This is a genomic window from Pseudomonas fluorescens (assembly GCF_012974785.1).
Taxonomy (GTDB): Bacteria; Pseudomonadota; Gammaproteobacteria; order Pseudomonadales; family Pseudomonadaceae; genus Aquipseudomonas; species Aquipseudomonas fluorescens_BT.
The window spans coordinates 2,579,091-2,604,993 of record NZ_CP027561.1; the positions used below are offsets into that span (position 1 = coordinate 2,579,091).

Here is a 25,903-nt window from a genome sequence, read left to right on the forward strand (position 1 = left end):
TCAGATGAGGTGTCACCATGCTCACGGGTAACCCGGCCGCTGCAGCCAAGGCCGAACAATCCGCTTCTCTCTCCGGCCTGATGGTCGCCTTCCTTGCGTTTTGCTGCGGCGCGGTCGTGGCCAATCTCTATTACGCGCAACCCATTGTCGAACTGATCGCGCCGCAGATCGGCCTGTCCAGCGCCAATGCCAGCCTGATCGTTTCGCTCACGCAGTTGGGTTATGCGTTGGGACTGCTGTTGCTGGTGCCGCTGGCCGATCTCATGGAAAACCGACGTCTGGTGGTGGGATTCACTCTCGCGGCGAGCGCGACCCTGATGGGTGCCGGCCTCACGCATTCGCCATCGATGTTCCTCGTTCTGTCGTTGCTGATCGGTCTGACTTCGGTAGCGGTGCAGATTCTGGTGCCACTGGCCGCGCATCTGGCGCCTGAAGCAACCCGTGGCCGCGTGGTGGGTAACATCATGAGTGGCCTGTTGCTGGGTATTCTGCTGTCGCGTCCGCTGTCGAGCCTGTTGGTGGACGTATTTGGCTGGCGCGGGGTGTTTTTCAGCGCGGCGGCACTGATGGCCTTCATCGCCCTGATCACTGCGATTGTGCTGCCGCGACGTGTTCCGTCACATCAGGCGACTTACGTGGCGTTGATCGGCTCGGTGTTTGCGCTGGCTCGTCGTTATCCGGTTCTGCGCCAGCGTTCCTTGTATCAGGGATTGTTGTTTGCCAGTTTCAGTCTGTTCTGGACCCTTGCGCCCATCGAGCTGATGCGTCACCACGGTTTCAGCCAGGTGCAGGTTGCGATTTTTGCTTTGGTCGGCGCCGTCGGTGCAGTCGCAGCGCCAATTGCCGGACGCCTGGCCGATGCCGGGCATACCCGGCGCGGGACACTCGTTGCACTGCTGCTGGCGCCGGTCTCCTTGCTGATTGCTGCATTGCCCGGCAGCGGTTACATCTGGCTGGTCGTCTGTGCGGTGCTGCTGGACTTCGCCGTGCAACTGAACATGGTGCTGGGCCAGCGTGAGGTGTACGCCATCGATCCGCACAGCCGTGCGCGCCTCAATGCGGTGTACATGACCAGCATTTTCGTGGGCGGGGCGTTGGGATCGCTGGTGGCGAGCCCTCTCTACGAGCATTTCGGCTGGCAGCTGTCTGCCGTCAGCGTGGCATTGCTGCCGGCGCTGGCCCTGGCGATGTTCCTGGGGCACAAGGCAAATGCCTGAGGCACTGGAATCGCGGGGGGCGATGGGGCACGGTCATACAAGACGCCTGGCGTTTGGTGATGCACAATCAGCCCCGTTCCTTTTTGACCGGGTCGCGCTTATGGACAAGTTACTGGCATTGAAGATGTTTGTTGAAACCGTGCGTTGCGGCGGCTACTCCTCTGCGGCGCGCAAGCTCGGTATTTCGACTTCATCGGTGACTCGCCAGGTGGCGGGGCTGGAACACGAGCTGGGTGCCAGCCTTCTCAACCGCACGACACGCAACACCAGCGTGACCGTCGCCGGGCAAAACTATTTCGAGAAGGCTGTGGCCATTCTTGATGCCATCGACGAGGCAGACGCGATCGTCGCGGACCGTGGAAGCGAGGCGCAAGGGCGCTTGCGCATCAGCGTTCCGGTGGAGTTTGGTCGAAGGATCATCGCCCCCCATCTGGGCCGGTTGCTCGAGCGACATCCGGGACTGGAATTAAGCATTGCGTTGAGCGATCAGGTCAGCGACCTGCTGAGCGAACAGATCGATGTGTCGGTGCGTCTAGGGTCGTCAGTGGTCAGTGAAGACATCGTCAGCAAGCGGGTCGGCGCTTTCGAACGCTGGGTGGTGGCCAGTCCGGATTACCTGAGTCGTCACTCGGTGCCGTGTCATCCCCGTGACTTGCTCGAGCACGCCTGCCTGCGCTTCGATTACGCGGGGTCTCACCAGAACTGGACGTTCCAGGGCGATGAGGAAACCATCCAGCTCAACGTGCACGGTCGCCTGCAAAGCAACAATGCCGACATCCTGCGAGAAGCGGCAGTGGCGGGCGGCGGGGTGACATTGCTGGCCGACTGGCTGGTGCGCGACGATGTTGCGGCTGGCCGGCTGACACGGTTGTTGGCACGTTATGAAGTCAATCCCGGCAGTGCGAGCAGTTGCATCAACGTGTTGTATTTGCCCAATCACCGGGGTTCGAGCCGAATCAATGTGTTCATTGATTTTCTTGAGGAGATTCTTGCGCCAGGTTCATAGACCTCACGCACACACAGCATCTCTGTCCCTTTGCCATCGTCACAACCATGTAGGAAACGTCCGATATTTATTTCGCAAAATTCCTACATTTTGTTTGCCTCCCTAACAAAAAACGTGGTTATTATCCGCCGGCGCTTCGGGTCACAAACCCGGCGCCAGAAGATTGCCGTGTGCCCACAGGCCCGGCAGTCGCAGCCGATCGGGACCACCCTGGCGCTGTCATCCACCGCGCAGGTTGTTCCTCGTCGTTGACCCTCAAATGGAAGTCGAGGTTTCAATTGATCACGCGGTTTGCAATCGACGATGCAATGGACAGGGCGACGGATGTCGTCAACGATTCTGTCATCTCCCCAGCTGCCTGCGCGGACCGCGCCGCGGTGTTCTTCGCCAGCCTTTCTCCCCCCGGTTTCCTGTGTGTGCCGGTGTGCGACGCAAGTCTGCACGCGCGTGCCGCGCCATCTTCCTGAATTCGAATGACCGAACCGGTACCTGATACCGGGGCCTGACTGGCAGGGTGCGTGCTGTCCCTGCCTGATCACAAAAACAATGTAGTCATGGACGGTAGCCTCCGATGCTCGACAACACTTCCTTGCGTGGGACGAATCCCGCGCAGCCCGACGTTTCATCCTCGATTCCGTTCGACACCGATCTGTGTGTGCACGGTCTGTTTGAAGCGCAGGTGCTGCGCAACCCCGAGGCCATTGCCGTGCGTTGGCAGGAAGAGGCGCTCAATTACCGCGATCTCAACACCCGCGCCAACCGCTTGGCCCATCACCTGCGCAGCCTCGGCGTCGGGCCGGACGTGCGGGTCGGGCTGTGTCTGGAGCGTTCGCTGGAGATGCTGGTCGGTGTGCTCGCGGTGCTCAAGGCCGGTGGCGCCTATGTGCCGCTGGACCCGGCGTATCCGCAGGCGCGGCTGGCGCACATGCTGTCCGACAGCGCGCCGCCGGTGGTGCTGAGCCATGGTCTGGCGCGCGATGTGTTGCGGGCGGCGCTCGAACAGTCGGCGACCGTACCGACGGTGCTGGATCTGGCCGAGGCCCATGACTGGGCTTCGTGCTCGGCAGACAACCCCGCCCCTCAGGCGATCGGCCTGACACCCCGTCACCTGGCCTACGTGATCTACACCTCCGGCTCCACCGGCACGCCGAAAGGGGTCATGGTCGAGCATCGCGGACTGGTCGCCGTGAGCGTCGACTGGGCCCGGCTTTACGAGTTGGGCGAGCCGATCAACCACCTGCAAATGGCCGGTTTTTCCTTCGACGTGTTCAGCGCCGACCTGATTCGTGCGCTGGGGTTTGGCGGCACGCTGGTGCTGTGCCCCCGGGACACTTTGATGGACCCGCCGGCCCTGTATCGCCTGATGCGGGACGCTCAGATAGGCTTTGCCGACTTCGTTCCGGCGTTGCTCAATCCCTTGCTGGCCTGGGTCGAAGAGACCGGCCAGGATTTGTCGTTCCTGCGCACCGTGGTCTGCGGCTCCGACATCTGGACCGCCCACAGCGCACGGCAATTGCGCAGGCTCTGTGGTGAGCGGGTGCAGATCGTCCAGGCCTATGGCGTGACCGAAGCGAGCATTGACAGCACCTGTTTCGAATTCACCGAAAGCGGTCAGGTCGACTCGGTGTTGCCCATTGGCCGGGCACTGCCCAACACCCGGATTTACCTGCTCGACGAGCAAGGCGAGCCCGTTGCCGAAGGTGTCGCGGGCGAGTTGTACATCGGTGGCGTCGGGGTGGCGCGGGGATATCTGAACCTGCCGCAACTCACTGCCGAACGCTTCATCGACAACCCGTTCGTGGCGGGGGAGCGCTTGTATCGAACCGGGGATCTGGCGCGTTACCGGGCCGACGGCCAACTGGAGTTCCTCGGCCGCAACGACTCCCAGGCCAAGTTGCGCGGGCTGCGTCTGGAACTGGGGGAAATCGAAACCCGGCTGGCGGACATTGCCGGCGTGCGTGAAAGCGCGGTGCTGCTGCGTCAGGACGGCCTCGGTGGACCTCGACTGGTCGCGTATTACTGCGAAAAACCAGGCGCGACTTTGAGCCCGCGCGCACTGCGAGAACAACTGCAAACCAGCCTGCCGGATTACATGGTGCCGACGGCATTTGTGCGTCTGGATGCGCTGCCGCTGACCCCCAACGGCAAGGTCGATCGCCCGAATCTGCCTGCTCCGAATGTCGAGGCATTCGATCAGCAGCAATACCAGGCGCCACAGGGCCCGCTGGAAACCGCGCTCGCCGCGATCTGGGCCGATGTGCTCGGCGTCGAGCGGGTCGGGCGTCAGGATCAGTTCTTCGCCCTCGGCGGTCACTCGCTGCTGGTGATGCGCGTGCTGGCGCAGGTTCGCCATACGCTGAAGCTTGAAGTCGCGCCTTCGACGCTGTTCGCCGCGCCGGTGCTGGCAGCGTTCGCCGAACGGCTGCAAGCCAGTCAGGCGGCGGCTCGTCCAGCCATCACAACCCTTGAACGCTCGGGCGCGCAAACGTTGTCGTCTGCTCAGCAGCGCCTGTGGTTTCTGGCGCAAATGGAGGGTGGCAACGCGGCGTATCACATGCCGTTGAACCTGCGTTTGCGCGGTTCGCTGGACGTGGCGGCGCTAGAACGCAGCTTCAATCAACTGGTGGCACGCCATGCAGCGCTGCGCACCACGTTCATCGCCGTTGAAGGGGAAGGGCGTCAACGGGTTTCGCCGCCGGCGCACAGCATCCGGCTGACGGTGACTGACGTGCAGGGGCACGATGCGCAAGAGCGCCTGAGCCGGTTGATCGACGAGGAAGGTGCCAGACCGTTTGACCTGAGCCGCGGCCCGTTGATGCGCGTCAGTCTGGTGCGGCTGGCGGCGGATGACCATGTGTTGCTGCTGACCCAGCATCACATCATCTCCGATGGCTGGTCGATGGGCGTGCTGACCCGGGAACTGGGGCAGCTGTACGAAGCGGCGTTGCTGGATCGCGACGATCCGCTACCGCCATTGCCCGTGCAGTACGTGGATTACGCCGTGTGGCAGAAACAATGGCTGTCCGGCGACGTGCTGGAGCAGCAAAGCCGTTACTGGCGCGAAACCCTGATGGGCGCGCCGGTTCTGCTGGAACTGCCGACCGATCACAAGCGTCCACCCGTGCAGGATTACCTCGGCGGTTTTGTCCCGCTGGTCTTCGACGCCGTCCTGACCGCACGCCTGAAAGCCTTGGGCATGCAGCAAGGCACCACGCTGTTCATGAATCTGCTGGCCGGTTTTTCGCTGCTGCTGTCGCGCCTGTCGGGGCAAAGTGACGTGGTGATCGGCGTGCCATCGGCTAACCGTCCGCAGCAGGAACTGGAAGGGCTGATCGGTTTCTTCGTCAACACCCTCGCGCTGCGCATGACTCAGTCGGGTATGCCTTCGGTGGCGCAATGGCTGCAACAGGCGCGGCGAGTGGCGCTGGAGGCTCAGGAGCATCAGGACCTGCCGTTCGAGCAAGTGGTGGAATTGCTCAACCCGCCGCGCAGTCTGTCCCACAGTCCGCTGTTTCAAGTGTTGTTTGCCTGGGAGCAGGATCAGGATTCCGACCTGCTGCTGAGCGGGCTCGACGTTACGCCGGTCGAGAGCAGCCATCACGTGGCCAAGTTCGATCTGCAACTGGCGCTCAGTGAGCGCGACGGGCAGATCGTCGGTGGTCTGGAATACGCCTCGGGCCTGTTCGAACGCGGTACCGTCGAGCAGTTCGGCGAGTACCTGCGCCGGGTGCTGGCGCAGATGGTCGAGGACAGCCAACAGTCGCTGGCGAGGATCACGCTGCTGAGCACTGAGCAACACCAAGAGATCGTTCATGACTGGAACCGTACCGAGCGGGATACCGCGTCGTTGCCCGGATGCGTGGCGCGTTTCGAATCCCTTGCTCGGCAATCGCCCGACGCCGTGGCGCTGCTCGCGGACCGTGAGCAACTGAGCTACGGCGAACTGAATCGCGCAGCCAACCGCCTCGCGCATTACCTGATCGAGCAAGGCGTCGGCCCCGAGCATCGCGTCGGTTTGTGCCTGGAGCGTTCGCCGCAAATGGTCATCGGCCTGTTGGCGATTCTCAAGGCTGGCGCGGCGTACGTGCCGTTCGACCCGGCTTACCCGAGTGAACGCCTGGCGTTCATGTTCAGCGATGCCGCGCCGACCATGCTGCTGACCCAGTCGAGCCTGTTGGCCGGGCTGCCGGCCAACGAGGCGAAAATCTGCTGCCTGGACACTGACGCAGCGCAATGGGCGCAACACCCAACGGATGATCCGCAGGTCCCGGTGAGCCCGGAAAGCCTCGGCTACGTGCTCTACACCTCCGGCTCCACCGGACGCCCCAAAGGCGTGGCCCACAACCATCGTGCGCTGGATAACCTGATTGCCTGGCAACTCGATCAATCGACGACACCACTGCGCGTGCTGCAATTTGCCTCGCTGAACTTCGACGTCTCGTTCCAGGAAATCTGCAGCACCCTCTGCCAGGGCGGCAGCCTGTTGCTGATGACCGAAGACAGCCGCAAGGACCTCGCCGCGCTGCGCCCGACCCTGGTGGCCGAAGGCGTGCAGCGGGCATTCCTGCCGTTTGCGGTGTTGCAGCAACTCGCCGGTCTGACCGAGGTCGGTGCCCCGATGCCGGCCGGTGGTTGCGAGATCATCACCGCCGGTGAAGCCCTGCAGATCAATGACGAGCTGCGCGGGTTTGTCCGCGGGCTCGGCGGTGCGCGGTTGCATAACCAATACGGTCCGACCGAAACCCATGTGGTCAGCCAGTTCAGCCTTGACTGCAACGAGGCCGAATCCTGGCCGGACGCGCCGCCCATCGGCCGTCCCATCGCCAACGCGCGGCTCTACGTGCTGGACGAGCATCTGAATCCGGTGCCGGTCGGCGTGGCGGGTGAGTTGTACATCGCTGGCGCCTGTCTGGCCCGGGGGTACCTGAACCGCCCGGACCTGACCGCCGAACGCTTCCTGCCGGACCCGTTCAGTGCCGAGCCGGGCGCGCGGATGTACCGCAGCGGCGACCTCGCGAAATTCCAGGCCGACGGCAACGTGCAGTACCTGGGACGCATCGACCAACAGGTCAAACTGCGCGGTTTCCGCATCGAACTCGGCGAGATCGACAGCCTGTTGCATCAACAACCCGGCGTGCAGGAAGCCGCCGTGCTGCTGCGTGAAGACGTGGTCGGGGACAAGCGCCTGGTGGCCTATGTGGTCGGCTCCGCGACCAGCGAATCCCTGCGTGCCGAACTGCAACGCCAGTTACCCGAACACATGATCCCGAGCGCCTGGGTCCGGCTCTCGCAATTGCCGCTGACCCGCAACGGCAAGCTCGATCGCCAGGCGCTGCCGGCACCGGAACGCAGCGCCGGGGCGACTTACGAGGCGCCGCGCAACGACACCGAACGGCAAATGGCCGAGATCTGGGCCGAAGTGCTCAAGTGCGAGCGGGTCGGCATTCACGACAACTTCTTCGACCTCGGCGGCCACTCGCTGCTGGCTACACGGATGATCTACGCGATCAACCAGCGCATGGGCGCGCAACTGTCCCTGAGCAGCCTGTTCCAGACGCCGGTGTTGCTGGATCTGGCGGCGCAGGTGTTGCGTGATGATCAAAGTGTTGAACCGGCGTTCATCCAGATCGAGCCGGATCGCGGCAATCGGCATGAACCATTCCCCCTGACCGATATCCAGCAGGCCTACTGGTTCGGTCGCGAAGCTACGGTCAGCCTCGGCGGCGTCAGCGCCCACGGCTACGAAGAACTGCGCATTCCCGGGTTCGACGCCGAACGTTTCGAACAAGCCTTGAATCGCATGATCCAGCGCCACGACATGCTGCGCGTGGTGTTCCTCAGCGACGGCACCCAACAGGTGCTGGCGCAGGTGCCGACCTATCGCATGCCCCGCAGCGACCTGCGCGGGTTGCCCGCCGAAGAGGCGCAACGCACCCTTGAGGCAACCCGCGAACGCCAGTCCCATCAGGTGCTGGACGCCAGTCGCTGGCCGCTGTTCGAGTTCAGCCTGTCGTTGCTTGATGACGGCATCACTCATTTGCACATCAGCCTCGATGCGCTGATTGTCGACGCTGCGAGCACGCAGATTCTCGCCCGCGAACTGATGGCGTTCTACGCCGATCCGACCCTGGAGTTGGCGGAACCGGGCCTGACTTTCCGCGACTACGTGCTGGCCGAACAGCAACTGCGCAACGGCGGCCGCTACGAGCAGGCGCTGGGTTACTGGCGCGAACGAGTGACTACTCTGGCCCCCGCGCCGGATCTTCCGCTGGTGCGCCAACCCGAAAGCATCGCCAACCCGCACTTCACCCGCCGTGACCGCGACATGTCGGCGGCGCAGTGGGCGCAACTCAAAGCCGTGGCCAAACAGTTTGCGGTGACGCCGTCGGTGATGCTTCTGACCGCGTTCAGTGAAGTGCTGGCGCTGTGGAGCCGCACCCCGCGTTTCACCCTGAGCCTGCCGCTGTTCAACCGCATGCCGTTGCACCCGGATGTCGACGAAATCATCGGCGACTTCACCTCGCTGGTACTGCTGGAAGTCGGCATCGACGGTTCACAGAGCTTCACCGACAAGGCCCGAGCGGTGCAGGCGCAACTGTGGCGTGACATCGACCATTCGGTGGTCAGCGGGGTGCGGGTACTGCGCGAATTGTCCCAGGCCCAGGGCGTGCAGCAGACGGCGATGCCGATCGTGTTCAACAGTACGCTGTCGGAAGCGGCGCCGGAACTGGCTGAATTCAACCTGGCCGACGCGTTGAACGCCCGGCACATGCACAGCATCACCCAGACCCCGCAGGTGTGGCTCGACCACACGTTGCTGGAGCTGGAAGGGCGCCTGTTGTTCAACTGGGACAGCATCGACGAGCTGTTCCCGCAAGGCATGATCGAGCAAATGTTCGTCGCCTATAACACGCTGCTCGACAGTCTCTGCGAGCCGACAGCCTGGGGCGCGAACACCCCACAACTGCTGCCGCAGGCGCGGTTGCCGGCGCCGGTCGACCATCAGCAAACGCTGCCGTTGATGCACGAACTGTTCGAACGTCAGGCCCTCGCCACGCCGGATGCACTGGCGGTGATCGGCACGCGACAGCTGACGTACGCCCAGTTGCGCAAAGAGGCCCGGCAACTCGGCGCCCGACTGCAAGCGCAGGGCGTACTGCCGAACCGCTTGGTCGCGGTGGTGATGGAGCGCGGTTGGGAGCAAGTGGTCGCGACCCTGGCGATTCTGTATGCCGGTGGCGCTTATCTGCCCATCGAGCCCACCCAGCCGGCGGAGCGGCTGCGGCATATTCTGGAACGGGCGGAGGCGGGTCTGGCCCTGACCCAACCGGTGCTGCTCGACAAGATCGAATGGCCGGCACAGGTCACGGCCATCGCGGTGACCGATGAAATCTCAAACGATGGACTGCCACTGCAACCGGTGCAGGTGAACGAAAGCGACCTCGCTTACGTGATCTACACCTCCGGCTCCACCGGCCAGCCGAAAGGCGTGGTGATCGACCATCGCGGAGCGGTCAACACGCTGCTCGACATCAACCGGCGCTTTGCCGTCGGCCCGAACGACCGCGTATTGGCGATCTCCTCGCTGAGTTTCGACCTGTCGGTCTACGACTTCTTCGGCACGTTGGCGGTGGGCGCGGCAGTGGTCATCCTCGACCCGCAACTGACCCTCGATCCTGCGCACTGGCTGGCGTTGATCGAACGTCATCGGGTCAGCCTGTGGAACTCGGTGCCGGCGCTGCTCGGCATGCTGGTCGAATACGTGGAGGGCGAGGGCGGTGCGTTGCCTGTCAGCCTGCGGGTAGCGATGTTGTCCGGCGACTGGATTCCATTGACCTTGCCCGAGCGGGCCTGGGCCTTGCAGCCGGACTTGCAGTTGATCAGCCTGGGCGGCGCCACCGAAGCGTCGATCTGGTCGATCTGCTATCCGGTGCAGCACGTCGACCCGGCGTGGCGCAGCATTCCCTACGGCAAGGCTCTCGATCATCAGCGCTTCTACGTGTTGGACGAAGCACTGCAAGTGCGACCAGCCTGGGTCGCGGGGCAGTTGTACATCGGCGGCATCGGTCTGGCGAAAGGTTACTGGCGCGATGAAACACTCAGCGCGGGCAGCTTTTTTGACCATCCATTGACCGGCGAACGGCTGTATCGCACCGGTGACCTGGGGCGTTTGCTGCCGGACGGCAATATCGAATTCCTCGGCCGCGAAGACAATCAGGTCAAGGTTCAGGGTTATCGCATCGAGCTGGGCGAAATCGAAGCCGCGCTCAACCGCCATCCCGGGGTACAGAGCGCGGTGGTGCGGATTTTGGGCAGCACGCTGGGCGAAAAGCGTCTGGCAGGCTACGTGCTCAAGGCCGACCCGGCGTTGCAGGCCAGCGATTTCAGCGCGTACCTGAGCGACAAGCTACCGGCCTACATGATTCCGGCGTCGTTCACGTTCGTCGAGGCGTGGCCGTTGTCGTCCAACGGCAAGGTCGACAAGAAGCGTCTGCCGGAACCGGAGCAAATCGAGGAGCAAGGACCGGCGCTGGAAGTCGAAGGCCCGCAGGAACAGCGGCTGGTGGAAATCGTGCAGGGTGTGCTCAAGCGCGAATCCATCGCCGCCAACGCCAACCTGCTGAACCTTGGCGCAACATCTATCGATATCGTCCGGATCAGCAATGCATTGTCCGGCGCCTTGCAGTTCCGTCCGCACGTGGCACAACTGCTGGCCCAGCCGACGTTGCTGCATCTGCTTGGCATGTACCGCCAGAACCGGGCGCGGCAGGATCTGCTCGGCAATGTTCAGCAGGTTCCGGAGCCCGTGCAGGACATCATCGAAGATCCACAGCAACGGGCGCAGTTCAAGGCTCAGCAACGCGGTCGCCGCGCGTTCGCGGAAACCCTGCCGGCGCTGGCGCTGGACCTGCCGCAAGATCCGGCCTTTGTCCGGCGTCTGAGCGATTACCGCTCGGTGCGCCAATACGCTCTGCAACCGATCGCCACCCAGGCCTTTGCGCACGTACTGGCGGCGCTGGCCCAGGGGCAACTCGACGGAGAGGTGAAGTACCAGTTCCCGTCGGCGGGCGGGCTGTACCCGATTCAGGCGTACCTCTACATCAAAGCGGATCGCGTGCTCGGCGTACCCGGTGGCGCGTATTACTACGATCCCCGTCAGCACCGTTTGCTGGCGCTCCAGAGCGGAGCGCTCGACCCGGACACTTACGACTATTTCGTCAACCGTCCGGTGTACGAGAACGCTGCGTTCTCGCTGTTCTTCATCGCCGACATGGCCGCGATCCGCCCGCTGTATGGCGAGCGCAGCCGCGACTTCTGCCACATCGAAAGCGGGGCCATGGCGCAGTTGCTGAGCATGACCGCCGTCGAGCACGGCCTGGGTCTGTGCGGCATCGGCTCGGTCGAGGAACAGCAACTGAAGACGCTGTTCGACCTCGGGCCGGACCATGAATTGATCTACTCGATGATCGGCGGGCTGCGTACGGCCGATGAACAACACCGCGCGCCGGTCGAGGCGTTTGCCATCGAGCCTGCGTCCGCCAGCCTGGACGACGAAGACATGGAGGAGTTCGAAGTATGAATGCCGATCAATTGCTGGCGTTGTTCGCTCGCCATGGCGTGATGCTCGAAGTGGACGGTGACAGGCTGCGCTGCAAGGCGCCGCGCGGGTTTCTCACCGAAGAACTGACCCAGGCGCTCAAGCGTCACAAACAGGAACTGATCGCCTTGCTCGGCAGGCACGATGACGCGGTGATTCCCCGCCGCGCCGGCGAGCACGCATCCTGGCCGTTGTCATTCTCGCAGCGGCAATTGTGGTTTCTCGATCAACTGGAACCCGGCAACCCGTTCTACAACGTGCCCACGGCGGTGATGCTCAAGGGACGGCTGGACGTGGCGCTGCTGGAGCGGGCGCTCAACGAATTGGTTGCCCGCCATGAAGTCCTGCGCACGACGTTTTGCAGCGTGGACGGAGAACCGCGTCAGGTGGTGCACCCGTCGATGCCGCTGTCGTTGTCGGTAACGGATCTGCGCCAGTTGTCAGTCGATGAGCGTGGGCAACAAGTGCGATTCGCCGTCGAACAGGACGCCCGGGCACCGTTCGACCTGGCCACCGGGCCGTTGCTTCGCGCGTCGTTACTGCGCCTGGCCGACGACGAATACCTGTGGCTGTACAGCGTGCACCACATCATCGCCGACGGCTGGTCGATGGGCGTGATCCTGCATGAAGTCGCGACGCTGTATGGCGATTATCTGCGCGGAGAAGCGCCGACCCTGGCGCCGTTGCCGGTGCAATACGCCGACTACGCCTGCTGGCAGCAACAGCGAATGGGCGGTGCGGTGCTGGACGCTCAGCTCGATTACTGGCGTCTGACCCTGGAAGACGCGCCGCTGTTGTCGACCTTGCCCGCCGACCGGCCGCGGCCGCTGGTGCAGCGTTATGTCGGCGCCACGTTCAGTTCCTCCGTCGATGGCGACACTTTGCGTGAACTCACGGCGCTGGCCCGGCAAACTCAGGGCACGCTGTTCAACGTACTGCTCGGCGCTTTGGCGGTGCTGCTGTGGCGCCACAGCGGTCAGCAGGATCTGTGCATCGGCACACCGTTCGCCAACCGTAATCGTCCGGAAGTCGAGCCGCTGATCGGCCATTTCGTCAACACGCTGGTGCTGCGCCAGCGCCTGAATCCACAACAGACCTTCGCCGAATTGCTGCGCGAAGTACGCGGGCAGATGCTCGACGTCCACGCCCATCAGGACGTGCCGTTCGACCGCGTGGTCGAAGCTGTCAACCCGCAGCGCGATCCCGGTCATTCGCCGTTGTTCCAGGTGATGCTGGTGTTGCAGAACACGCCGGGCAACGCGGTGCAGATGCCCGGTCTGGAAATGGCGCCGTATGGCACCAGCAATGCCACGGCCAAGTTCGATCTGGCGTTCGAGTGGGTCGAACGGGAAGGGCGGCTGTCCCTGTTGGTGGAATACAACACCGACCTCTATGACGTCGAGACCATCGAACGCCTGAGCGGGCACTACCGCCATCTGCTTGAGCAGATCGCCGCTGATGCCAAGCAACCGATCAATGCCTTGCCGTTGATGAATGAGGCCGAGCGTCAGCAAGTGCTTGTGGACTTCAACCGCGCCGCGCCGCTGACGCAAGCGGCGCCCTGTGTGCATCAACTGGTCGAAGCGCAGGCCGCGAGCAACCCTCAGGCCTGCGCGGTGGTGTTCGAGGGTGAGTCCCTGAGCTACGCCGAACTCAATGCCCGGGCCAACCGACTGGCGCGGCATTTGCGCACCTTGGGCGTCGGCCCGGATGTAAGCGTGGCGGTGTGTATCGAGCGTTCGCTGGAGTTGCCGGTGGCGCTGCTGGCGGTGCTCAAGGCCGGCGGCGCCTACGTGCCGCTGGATCCGGATTACCCGCTGGGACGCCTGAGCCATATGCTCGGCGACAGCACACCGGCGGTGCTGCTGACCCTCGGTTCGGCGCACGGGATTTTGCGGCAGGCCGTGCAAGACTCGACCTGGGAAGCGCCGATTCTCGACCTCGAAAAAGATGCCGCGAGCTGGGCGTCGTTGCCGGCGGACAACCTAGATCCGCGCAGTGTGGGTGTCACCCCTGACCATCTCGCCTACGTGATCTACACCTCGGGCACCACCGGTTTGCCCAAGGGTGCGATGGTGGCCCACCGTGGGCTGAGCAACCTGCTGTTGTGGTGCTCGCAGGTCTGCGGTGAAGCGGGAGCGATGCTGCACAAGATCCCGTTCGGTTTCGATGCTTCGGCGTGGGAGACGTTCTGGCCGCTGGCAACCGGCGGAAGGCTGGTGATTGCGAAGCCCGGTGGGCATTACGAGCCGGCGTATCTGGCCCGCGAGGTGCGCGCGCAGAAGGTCACGGCGCTGGTGTTCGTGCCGGCGATGTTGCAGCTGTTTCTGGAGGTCGAGGAGGTCAGTCAGTGCGCTTCGCTGACCGATGTGTTCAGCGGCGGCGGTGAACTGCCGCCGGCCCTGGCCCGGCGCTTTCAGGAGCGCCTGCCCCATGCGCGGCTGCACAACGTCTACGGCCCGACCGAAACCACGGTGATCAACAGCATCTGGACCCTGGAGCCCGGCGCCGAGGTGCCGGCCCGGCAACTGCCGATCGGTCGGCCGATTTCCAACAACCGTTTTTACGTGCTCGATGACCGCGATGAGCCGGTGCCGGTGGGCGTGACCGGGCATCTGCACATTGGCGGCGTGGGCGTGGCCCGGGGGTATCTGGGGCTGGCGCAGCTCAGCGCCGAGCGCTTTATCGACAACCCGTTTGTCGCGGGAGACCGGCTCTATCGCAGCGGCGATCTGGCGCGTTATCGCCCGGACGGTCAACTGGAATTTCTGGGTCGCAACGACTTTCAGGTCAAGTTGCGCGGTGTGCGCCTGGAGCTGGGCGAGATTGAAGCCCGGCTCGAAGCGTTTCCCGGTATCCGCAGCGCCGTGGTGTTGATGGTCGGCGAAGCGGCGCAGGATCAGCGACTGGTGGCCTGTTGTGTGGTCGCCGAATCGATGGACCAGGCGGCGGTACAAGCCCATCTGGCGACGACGCTGCCCCGTGCGGTCGTTCCCGGCAGTTATCTGTGGCTCGACGCCTTGCCGCTGACCGCCAATGGCAAGGTCGACCGTGCCGCGCTGACAGCGCTGGCGGACGAGGAAATGGTCAATCGTCAGGTCAATCTGAGCAGCCCGCGCGATCACATTGAACTGACGCTGTACCAGATCTGGAAACGCCTGTTGCTGGTGCCGCAGATCGGCATCCGCGACAACTTCTTCAATGTTGGCGGTACCTCCATCGCCGCGATCAAGATGGCCCATGAAATCAGCCAGGTGTTCGCGGTTGAAATGCCGGTGCGCGTGGTGCTCAGCTACCCGACCATCGAGGCGCTGGGCGGTTGGCTGCGGGTCGGGGCCAACCCTGCGGTTGCGCAGGGCAATCTGATCGAGTTCCGTCGAGGTGAGGGGTACAGCAACGTGGTGTGCATCCACCCGGCGGGCGGCACGGCGTTCTGTTACCTGTCGCTGGCCAAGGTGTTGCCGGATGAAGCCGGCGTCTACGGGGTGCAATCGCCGGGGCTGAATCCGGGGGAAAGCACCGAGCCAACGGTAGAAGCAATGGCCGAAGCCTACTTGCGCCAGATCGAACCGCTGACACGGCAACCGCTGATCCTCACCGGGCTGTCGTTCGGTGGTCTGGTGGCCTATGAAATGGCGCGGCGATTGACGGCGGCGGGGCATCGTCAGGTGACGGTGGTGCTGCTCGACACCCAGGGCAGCGACGATCCGGGTTTCCGCGAGCAGATCGGCACCGTGGACATGGCCGAGTTCCGCGACAAACTGGTGCGCTTCAATGGCATGTACCCCGGCATTGAAGACGAGCAGGTCGAACGCTACTTCAACATCTACAACCACAACCGACTGGCCATGGCCGCTTATGAGTGCGCGCCGCGAGCCGGGCGTGTTGTGCTGATTCAGGCACGGGAAGACTTCAGCCGCCATCAGTTGCATGAACTGCGCGGATTCTGGCGTCGACGCGCGGGTAGCGGCTATCTGGCGAAACTGGTCAGCGGCGGGCACTGGGACATGCTCGAAAGCGCGGAAATCCATCGGGTTTCGCAGATCATCCGTCGGGAGCTGCAACGCTTCACCGCGCAGGAGGCGAAATGATGAGTGCGTCCAATGACCTGACTTTGCTCGCACGCTTTGCCGAGCAAGTGCAGCGTGATCCGAAGGCTGCGGCTGTCATCGACGGATCGGTAACCCTGAGTTACACGGAACTGGCCAGCGCCAGCGAGCGCATCGCCCGAGGGTTGCTGGCGCGTGGCATTGAGCCCGGCCAGTCGCTGGCGTTGTGCATGCCGCGTTCATGGCAATGGCTGGCGGCGATCCTTGGCGCGCTGAAAGTCGGCGCGGTGGTGGTGCCGCTGGATCGGGCCAGCCCGCGTAAACGCCGCGAATTGATGTTGGCAGATGCGGCGTGTGTCGGCCTTGTTACCTTGGGCGAAGAGCCGCTGTGGTCGTCTTCATTGTGGCAAACCCGTGTCGAGGATTTGCTCGATCAACCGGATGCTCCGCCGCAAACACTGGCCGAAGATTGTGCCGAGGTGATGTTCCTGTTCTACACCTCGGGCACCACCGGCATGCCGAAAGCAGTCGAGGTCGGCGAGCGCGGCTTGCTGCGTCTGGCGCACACCGATGGTTATATCGAGATTCGTCCGGCGGACCGGTTTGCCTGCCTGTCCAATCCGGCGTTCGACGCGTGCAGTTTCGAGCTGTGGGCGCCGCTGCTCAATGGCGGCTGCTGCGTGATGATCGCCGACGAGGACGTGTTGGATGCGCGTCGGCTGGCCGAGGTGCTGGAACGGACGCAGGTCGACAACCTGTTCATGACGGTGTCGCTGTTCAACACCTTGATCGCCGAATGGCCGTCGTGCTTTGCCAGCGTGCGTCAGGTGCTGATCGGCGGCGAGCAGATCAGCGCCGCAGCCGTGCGTGCGTGGTACCGGGCCAACCCCGAGAGCCGCTGCCGGATCTTCAATGTCTATGGGCCCACCGAATGCACCACGTTTGCCCTGTGCTGGCCGATCAGTCGCGACTTTGTCGGCGACTCGGTGCCCATTGGCCGACCGCTGCCGGACACTGGCGTGCAGGTGTTGGACGAGCAGCAACGGCCGGTACCGGCGGGCGAAGTGGGCGAACTGTATTTGAGCGGCAGCGGTGTCGCCCGTGGCTATCGCAACCGGCCCGAAGAAACCGCCCGTCAGTTCGTCCGTTTGCCCGACTTCGACGGTGGCGCGTCGGTGCATTACCGCACCGGTGATCTGGTGCGGCGCAACGCCGAAGGCTTGATCGAGTACCTGGGGCGGGTCGACCGGCAGGTGAAGATCCGTGGTTTCCGGATCGAGCCGGGGGAGGTGGAGCAACGGATGCTGGAGCATCCGGGCGTGGCGCAGGTGTACGTCTGCACCCGGCGTCAGGCGGCGGAGGATCATCAACTGCTGGCATTCATCGTGCCTCGCGGGAACCTCGACTATCACGCACTCGAAACCCATCTGCGGGCGCAACTGGCGTCGTATATGCGCCCGCATCAACTGTTCCTGCTGGAGCGTCTGCCGCTGACGGCCAATGGCAAGATCGATCGCGACAGCTTGCTGGCCCAACCGCTGAATCCGTGGCATCCAGTCTTGGCGACGATGGAAAACGACAACGCTTCGCCGGCGCTGGACTGGTTGTTGGGTCAGGCCCGTTCGCTGCTCGGCCAACCGTCCCTCAGTGCCCAGGATGACTGGCTGGGCAGCGGCGGTGATTCGCTCAAGGCCATGCGCCTGCGTTCGGCGATCCGTGTTCGCTGGCAGCGCGAGATCGCGCTCGACACGTTGCTCAACGAGTCGTTCTTGTCGTTGGCCGAGCAACTGACCGGTGAAACGAACTGCGAGTCGATCTACCCACCTGCACCTCCGATCAGTCGCGCAAAACGCTTGCCAGCCACCGCCGAACAGCGCCGCCTGTGGCTGTTGCAGCAACGTTCGCCGACCTCGACCGCTTACAGCGTGCCGCTGATTCTGCATCTGGCGGCAGGTGTCGATGTCGCGGCACTGGCCGAGGCCGTGGGGCGTCTGGTGCTACGACATCCGGGGTTGCGCACGGCTTTTGCAACCGGTGGTGATGGACTCGATCAGGTAATCGCCGAGCAGGGTCCGGTCTGTCGAACCTTCGCGGTCGGGCATTTCAACGAGGACAACTGGCAGGCCTTCGCCGAGCTGGTGTTCGCCGCGCCGTTCGACCTGACCACCCCCAACCTGTTTCAGGCCTGGCTGTTGCCGTTCGCCGATGGCCGCTGCCGGCTGTTGCTGAACCTGCATCACATCATCGTCGATGGCTGGTCGGTGAACCTGCTGTTCGCCGACCTGAATCAGCTTTACACCGATGTCCTGCAAGGCTGTGACAGCCCGCAACCGGCGGGCCGATTGACGACGCTGGAGTTTGGCCAGTGGCAGCGCCAGTGGAGCGTCGATCCGCATTATCGCGACCAGCGCCGGGCCTTGGCCGAGTTGCACCGCCGCCAGGAAGAACCGTCGCCCGCACTGATGCCAATGCGCGAAATCAGCCCGGACGCCCGGTTGCACCGAGAACCCTTGGGCACCCTGCGCAGCGCTGCCCTCGAACGCTTTTGCACGCAACAGCGACTGACCCGTTTCGAAGTGCTGTTCAGTGTCTTCGCCTGGAGCCTGTACGCCCTGACCGGATGCGAGCGGCCACGGATCGCCAGCCCGGTGTCCAACCGGCCGCTGGCGGAGTTCGAAGACACGGTCGGCATGTTTGCCAACACTGTGCTGATCCCCACCGCCGTCGAACAGGCATTGACCCTGAGCGAGCAGATGCGCAAGCAGACCGCCACCGTGCGCGAAGTGCTGGCGTTGCAGGACGTGGCACTGGCGGATCTGGTGGAAGACCTGCGACTGTCGTCGAGCCCCTTGCTGTTCGATTTCATGTTCGTGCTGGAAAACACTGATTACGCGGCACTGGCGGAATCGAGCCTGCGCGCCACGCTGGAATTCAACGAACTCTTGCACGCCAAGTGCCCGCTGACCTTGCTGATGGTGGGCAGTGGTTCGCAGCTGGAGTGCTGGTGGGAATATCAGTGCAGCTATTTCGATGCCGAACAGGTACGGGCGGTGAACGCACTGTTTCGCCGAGGCCTTGACCTGCTGTTGGAAACCCCGGCGGCGAACCTCAACGATTTGCTGGGGCCGTATCGACGCAGCCTGCCACCGGCCAGCGAGGGCCCTCGGATCGCGTTGCCGTTCAACACACTGGCGGACGGGTTCGAGCATCAGGTGCATTGCACGCCGGAGGCGGTGGCGCTGGTTCAAGGCCAGCAGCGCCTCACCTACAGCGAACTGAATGCGCTGGCCAATGCTCTGGCGGCAAATCTGATCGCGCGTCATCCGTTGCCGGCCGCAAGCGCGCCGCTGCATGTGGTGCTGTTCCTCGATGCCTCGGTGGAACATATCGTTGCCTTGCTGGCGCTGGCCAAACTCAACCTGACTGCCGTGCCGCTGGATCCCGCTTATCCGGTGGCGATCCAGCGTCAGGTGCTGGAACAGGCGCAACCGCATTGTGTGCTGTTCAGCGATGCGACCGAAGCGGCGCTGGATGAGCTGAACGCGGGGCGATTCGCCATGCACCGTGTTGACCTGCGCGCCGATGCAGGGACATTCGAGCGTCCACGCCACGCTGGTGAGCGGCCGCTGTACACGCTGTTCACCTCTGGCTCGACCGGCACACCGAAAGGGGTACAAGTGTCGGAACGGACCCTGTGCAATCTGCTGCAATGGCAGCGCACCGAGGGGCAGTTGCCGGCGAAAGCGGTGACCTTGCAATTCTCCATGCTGTCGTTTGATGTGTCGTTTCAGGAGATTTTCAGCACCCTGTGTGGCGGCGGTTGTTATCACCTGATCACACCGCGCTGGCGTCAGGATGCCGAGGCGTTGCTGGGCTATATGGTCGAGGTTCGGGTCGAGCGCCTGTTCCTGCCGTACGTGGCGTTGCAGTATCTGGCGCAAACCGCTGTGGCTCGCGGAATCTACCCGTCGGCATTGCGCGAAGTGATCACCGCCGGGGAACAGCTGCTTTGTACCGAGGCATTGCGCAACTGGTTCGGCGGCATGCCGCAAGCTTCATTGTTCAATCACTACGGCCCGACCGAAACCCACGTGGTCAGCGCCTTGCGCCTGCCGCCCGTGGCGCGGGACTGGCCGTTGCGCGCGCCGATCGGCCATGCCGTCGGCAGCGCCCGATTGCTGCTGGTCGATGAACACGATCGCCCGGTGCCGGTCGGCAGTCGCGGCTATCTGCTGGTGGCCGGACCGATGGTTGCCCGTTGCTACCTGGCTGATCCTGCGCTGAACGCTACGCGGTTTATCGAGCTGGCAGACGGCTGTTTGTATTACCGCACCGGCGATCTGGCGTGGGCCGACGCTCACGGCTGTCTGCATTACCTGGGACGTGACGACCAGCAGATCAAACTCAGCGGTCATCGTCTGGAACTGGGGCAGATCGAGGCGGCGCTGATGCAGGTGCCTGAGGTGGTCAGCGCGGTGGTGGCGGTTCAGGCTGAGCCACCGCGACTGACAGCGTGGCTGCAACTCGAAGGCGAGCCTGCGACCTCGCAACTGCTGGATCGTCAGGTCGCGCGGCTGCTGCCGGCCCATGTGCGGATCGATGAATATCGGCGGATCGATGTCTGGCCACGCACCCCCAGCGGCAAGATCGACCGCAAGGCCTTGCCGGCTCTGGGCGAGGCGCTGGAACGGCGCAGCACGCCCCGGCCGGTCGTGCAATTGACCGCACTGGAACGGCAACTGAGCGAGTTGTTCCAGGCCGTGATCGGCCGCGACATCGAGCCGGAGCAGACCTTCTTCGAGGCCGGCGCCACCAGCCTCGGCCTGATGCGTTTGCATGGCCGTTACGCCGAAGAGCTGCCGCACAAGGTGACGATGGCCGATCTGTTCGAACACGTCACGATTCGGCGCCTGGCGGCGCATCTGTCGACAGCGCCGGTGGCAGCGGCGGAGCGCGTAAGGCAAACCGATTCAGGTTACCAGCCGATGGCAATCATCGGCATGTCGGTCAATGTGGCCGGGGCGCGGAACCTGTCCGAGTTCTGGGCGATGGTGCAAGGCAATGGGCTGGGCATCGAGCACTTTACCGCCGAAGAAGGTCTGGTCGGCGCCCGCAGCCAACTGGCCGGCATGCTCGACTTCGATCCCGAGTACTTCGGCATCAGCCGCCAGGAAGCGCGCCTGATGGACCCGCAACAGCGGCATCTACTCATGGGCTGTGTGCAGGCCCTGCAACACGCGGCCATCGTCCCGTCGGCGGATGGCCCGCGCATCGGCCTGATCGCCAGTTGCGGCGAAACCACGTACTTCCAGCAGATGCTGCACGACACCGCGCAAGGCGATCTGCCGGACGGTTTCCAGATGGCGCTGCATCACGACAAGGACTTTCTGGCGACCAAGGCGGCGTATCACCTGGACCTCAATGGCCCGGCCCTGAGTGTGCAGGCGGCGTGCGGCAGCTCGCTGATCGCGGTACACCTGGCCAGTTCGATGCTGCGTCAGGGCGACAGTGACGTGATGCTCGCGGCGGGTGTGCTGATCGACCCGACCCTGACCGATGGCTATCGTCACCGTTCGCAGCACATCTTTTCCGCCGATGGTTTGTGCCGCCCGTTCAGCGATGATGCCAGCGGGACCATCGGCGCCAGTGGTTATGGCGTGGTGGTGCTCAAGCCATTGGCCAGGGCGCGGGCCGATGGTGACCGGATCTATGCGTTGCTCGAAGGCTCGGCACTGAACAACGATGGCCGGGCCAAGATGAGTTACACCGCGCCGTCGGTGGCCGGGCAAAGCGCGGTCATCCGCGATGCCTTGAACCGGGCCGGGTTGACCGGTGCCGACATCGGCTACATCGAGGCCCACGGCACCGGCACCTTGTTGGGGGACCCGATCGAAGTCGCGGCGCTGACCCAGGCCTTCGGCGATGCGCCGGCCGGCCATTGCGCATTGGCTTCGGTGAAGAGCCAGATCGGCCACTTGGGCGCGGCGGCGGGGGTGGTCGGGCTGATTCGCGCCAGTCTCGCGGTATTCCACGGCGTGCTGCCACCGAACCTCGGGTTTGGCCGGATCAATCCGCAGATCGATCTGGAGCATTCGCCGTTCTACGTGCCCACCACGTCCAGGCCATGGCCGCAAGGACGGCGACGTCTGGCGGGTGTCAGCAGCTTCGGGATCGGAGGGACTAATGCCCATGTGATTGTCGGCGCCGCACCGACGGTGCAGGAAACAGCCGAGGAAACGCTGCCACTGTTGATGGTTTCGGCCCAAAGCCGATCTGAATTGCTGCGCGATATCGCGGCGATTCGCGAACACCTGCAAGCGCATCCGGAGCAGCGCACCGCGTTGCTGCGGCACTTGCAGTCAGGTCGACGCCAATTGCGCTGGCGCTTTGCGATGGTTTGCCAGCCGGGTGACGACATTCCTTTGCAGCCGACAACGGTCAAGGAAATCACCACGCCGGGTGTACAACTGATCGCCCGTGATCATTCACCGCAGGCATTGCTGGAGGCCTGGTACGAAGGCGCCCATATCCACTGGCCGCAGCGCTCGGCACCGCCACCCTGGGACTTGCCGCCAGCGTCGTTCGATCTTCAGACCTATCGCTTTCAACCCACTGCCGAAATCGTTGCCCCCGTTTCGGCAGATATCGAGCGCCAACCGCTGGCGCAGTGGTTTCACCAGCGGCAGTGGATGCGTGCCCAACGCCTGAACGCAAAGACACTGAGCGGCGCACGAGAAACGGTCATCCTTTGCAGTCATGAAGTGCCCGGCGCGGCATTGCTGGAACATCTGCGAACGGTTTATCGACGTGTGGTTCAAGTGCGCGCGGGCAATGGCTTCAAGCAACTCGGTGCGGACCGTTTCGAGCTGGATCCGCTGGATACCGAAGCCCTGAGCCGATTACTCGGTGAAGTGGCCGAAGCGTCCCTCGGCGAGCTCGACTGGCTGCACACCTTGCCGCTGGCTGTGTCAGGCGCGGTCAACGAGCAGTCGCTGGATCTGGCGCAGTGGGCCTGTCTGGACACGATCAGCGCGCTGATGCAGGCCTGGGGGCACATCGCACGCACGACACGCCTGCGGTTGTGGTTGATGTCGTGGCAGGCGTGTCCGGTGGACGGCGAAGTACGGCGTCCCGAGCTGGCGGCACTGGCCGGGGTCTGCGAAGTGGTGCCCCAGGAATACCCGGTGCGTTGCCACTGGCTGGACTGGCCGTCGCCGCACCTTGATAGTCAGGCCGAGGAACTGGCGGCGCTGCTTGGTGATGCGGCCGAGTTGCCTCGGCGGATGGCGGTGCGCGACGGTTACCTGTGGCAGCCACGGTTGATCGCTCACCCATTACCGGGCCCGACCACGACGCCCAGCCTGTTGCCGGAGGACGGCACGTTTCTGGTGCTGGGCGGCACCGGCGGGATCGGTCGCACCCTGTGCGAACACCTGCTGCAAGCGCCTGGGCGGCGTGTGGTGTTGCTCTCGCGTCAGGGACAGTTGCCTGCAACTCTCACGGCTTATGCGCCGCGAATCGACTGTGTTCAGGCGGACATCGCTGACCTGTCGCGCTGGCCGCAGGTACTCGATCAACTGGCCCGACGCTACGGTTGCCTGAGCGGGGTGATCCACGCAGCAGGTGTCGGTGCAGGCGGTCTGATTCGCCATCGCGACGCCCGGCAGATGGCCGAGGCGATGGCTGCCAAGACTCGCGGCATGCTCGCGGTCGAAAGCCTGATCGAACAGCTTTCGCCGGGTTTCGTCCTGTACTGCTCATCTATGTCGGCGCTGTTCGGCGGCGCGGGGCATCTGGATTACTCAGCGGCCAGCGGTGTACTCGACGGCTTCGCGCACTACCGTCCGGACACGGCCAATGCTTGCCTGCGTCTGGGGATCAACTGGGACATCTGGCGCGACATCGGCATGGCCACGACCCACAATGGCGGGGACGCTGCGCATCAGGAGCATCTGACGGTCGGCTTGTCGGCCGAAGAGGGGGGGCGGGTGTTCGATCTGGCGATGGCGACGCAATTGCCGCAATTGCTGGTTTCCACCACCGGTATCGACACGGCGCGGCGCTTCTATCCGGTTCGCCATGGCGTCGTGGCCGCGGCGGTTGCAGTGCCCCAAGGCGTGGATCTTTCCGTGCGCTTGCGTGAGTGCCTGTGCAAATGGCTCGGTGTGACGGATCTGGAAGACGATGATTCGCTGTACGACCTGGGTGCTGATTCGCTGACGTTGCTGGACCTGATCGACGAGCTGCAAGCGGCCACGGGTGAGGTGTTTCAGTTGTCGCAGTTCAGCCACAAGGTCAGTCTGAGCGAGGTGTTGGGGCTGGTGGCAGATTCCACGGCAGAGGCTTCAGCGCACGCGCCGCACGACTGGAACGACGCGGTGCGGGTCGATCAGTGGCATGCCGGCGTCGGCCGCGACTGGCTGTACCTGATTCACCCGGTGGGCGGAGATGTTCAGGCCTATCGGGAACTGGTTTCAGCGCTGCCTGCAGATCTGGGGGTGTGCGTGATTGCGGACCCTGCGTTGCGTCTGCCGGCGCTACCGAACATCAGCATTGTCGAGCGGGCCCGGTGGTATCTGCAGGCGATCAAGGCCCACCTCCCGGACGGTTGCGCCTGGCGCCTGGCGGGCTGGTCGTTCGGGGCCTGGGTGGCGCAGGCGCTGTGTCAGCAGGCGCAGGCTGAAGGCTTCAGGCAACCGCTGCTGTACCTGATCGACCCGCCCGCACCGGATGCCGGAGCGGAACTGGCCGGTATCGACGAGCGGACCATCGAGCAGGTGTTCCAGCGAGAGTTCGCCCAGCGCTGGCCCGACGTCGAAGGGCAGGCGATGTCCGAAGACCGTCAGGCTTACCTGCAACGGCTGACGGTGTGCTGTCGCAACAACATGAGCAGCATGGTCGACTTCCAGCCGCCAGCATTGGCGGCTACACCGGTGCGGATGTTTATCGCCGGACGCGCCAACCCCTATGGTCTGGGCGATGCCTGGAGTCTGGACGACCTGCAACGCCACTGGCGGGCACTGCTCCCGCAGTTGCAGAGCTGGCAACGGCTGGACACCGATCACTACGGCATCGTGGCGGGGCACTGGGCGCGGATGCTGGCCGAGGTGATCGGCGCGCAGGAGGCGTCGATATGAAGGAAATGATTTCGATGCCTGACTGGTTGCCTGCCTTGTCGCAGGTGCTGTGCGACGGCCAGCCCGAGGTCTTGTGCAAGCGGATTTGCAGGCTCGACGAAATGCCGTCGCTTCGGCTGATTCATCGTTGGCAAGCCGAGGTGGTTCTGCCGGTGCTGTGCGAGGCGCTGTCGGAGCATCGGCCAGCGCTGCTCGCTTTGCAAAGCCTGCATCATCGGGCGGCACTTGGCGTGGGCGCACGCCTGGGCGAGTGGCGCGCCACGCTCAAACCGGTTTTGCTGGCGCTGTATCGACGGGCCTATGCCTACGACGCGGCATACGCCCAGGCCCATGCCAGCGCGATGACTTACGGTCTCGCGCCGAGCAACACCGCCATGATCGCCGAGCACTTCGGCGATGCCGAGGCGTTCGCAGCGTATTACGCGCAATTGAATACCGAGGCCAGTGCCACGGCGTTCGCCCAGGCTCATGCCGCCGCCAATGCTGAAATCTCCGCCCGGGCCTTTGCGGCTGACGATGCTGACACGTACGCGCAGGTCTGCGGTACGTCGGTGCGGGTGTTTGTCTGGGCTTGCGCTCAGACCGACGAGCAGCGGCGTGCGCTGTTCCACCAGTTTGCCGAAGGGTTGGTCGTGCATCTGACAACCCTGCAATCCCGTTCAACAGGAGAGACGACATGAATGACGCACAGCAGCAATTCGATGTGGTGATCAACGCTCAGGGTCAGTATTCCCTGTGGCCGGCGGGCAAGCCGATGGCCAGCGGCTGGAACGCGGCCGGGATGCGTGGCGAACGTCAGGTCTGTCTGGATTACATCAACGAGCACTGGATTGACATGCGCCCGCGTTCTCTGCGCGAGCAGTCATCGGTGTCGTTCCAATAAAAAGGTGAGGGAA

The 25,903-nt window shown here is 63.9% G+C and carries 7 protein-coding genes; all 7 read left to right on the forward strand.

Annotation, left to right across the window (positions count from 1 at the left end):
• Window positions 1-17: 17 nt before the first annotated feature.
• Window positions 18-1,217, forward strand: a complete 1,200-nt coding sequence (locus C6Y56_RS11480) for an MFS transporter (protein WP_169429960.1) — start codon at window positions 18-20, stop codon at window positions 1,215-1,217.
• A gap of 100 nt (window positions 1,218-1,317) precedes the next feature.
• Window positions 1,318-2,223, forward strand: a complete 906-nt coding sequence (locus tag C6Y56_RS11485; protein WP_169429961.1) for a LysR family transcriptional regulator — start codon at window positions 1,318-1,320, stop codon at window positions 2,221-2,223.
• Window positions 2,224-2,794: 571 nt separating this feature from the next.
• Window positions 2,795-11,803, forward strand: coding sequence for a non-ribosomal peptide synthetase (locus C6Y56_RS11490; protein ID WP_169429962.1), 9,009 nt, complete (start codon window positions 2,795-2,797; stop codon window positions 11,801-11,803).
• A complete protein-coding gene (locus C6Y56_RS11495) occupies window positions 11,800-15,912 on the forward strand; it encodes a non-ribosomal peptide synthetase (RefSeq protein WP_169429963.1) in 4,113 nt (1,370 codons plus the stop codon). Before C6Y56_RS11490 ends, C6Y56_RS11495 begins: the two co-directional genes overlap by 4 nt.
• Window positions 15,909-25,007, forward strand: a complete 9,099-nt coding sequence (locus C6Y56_RS11500) for a non-ribosomal peptide synthetase (protein ID WP_169429964.1) — start codon at window positions 15,909-15,911, stop codon at window positions 25,005-25,007. Before C6Y56_RS11495 ends, C6Y56_RS11500 begins: the two co-directional genes overlap by 4 nt.
• On the forward strand, window positions 25,004-25,687 hold the full coding sequence (locus C6Y56_RS11505; protein ID WP_249314394.1) for a hypothetical protein: 684 nt from the start codon (window positions 25,004-25,006) through the stop codon (window positions 25,685-25,687). Before C6Y56_RS11500 ends, C6Y56_RS11505 begins: the two co-directional genes overlap by 4 nt.
• Entirely contained in the window at window positions 25,684-25,890 is a 207-nt protein-coding gene (locus tag C6Y56_RS11510) for an MbtH family protein (protein ID WP_119429213.1), read from the forward strand. The genes C6Y56_RS11505 and C6Y56_RS11510 overlap by 4 nt, the downstream gene beginning before the upstream one ends.
• Window positions 25,891-25,903 lie beyond the last annotated feature (13 nt).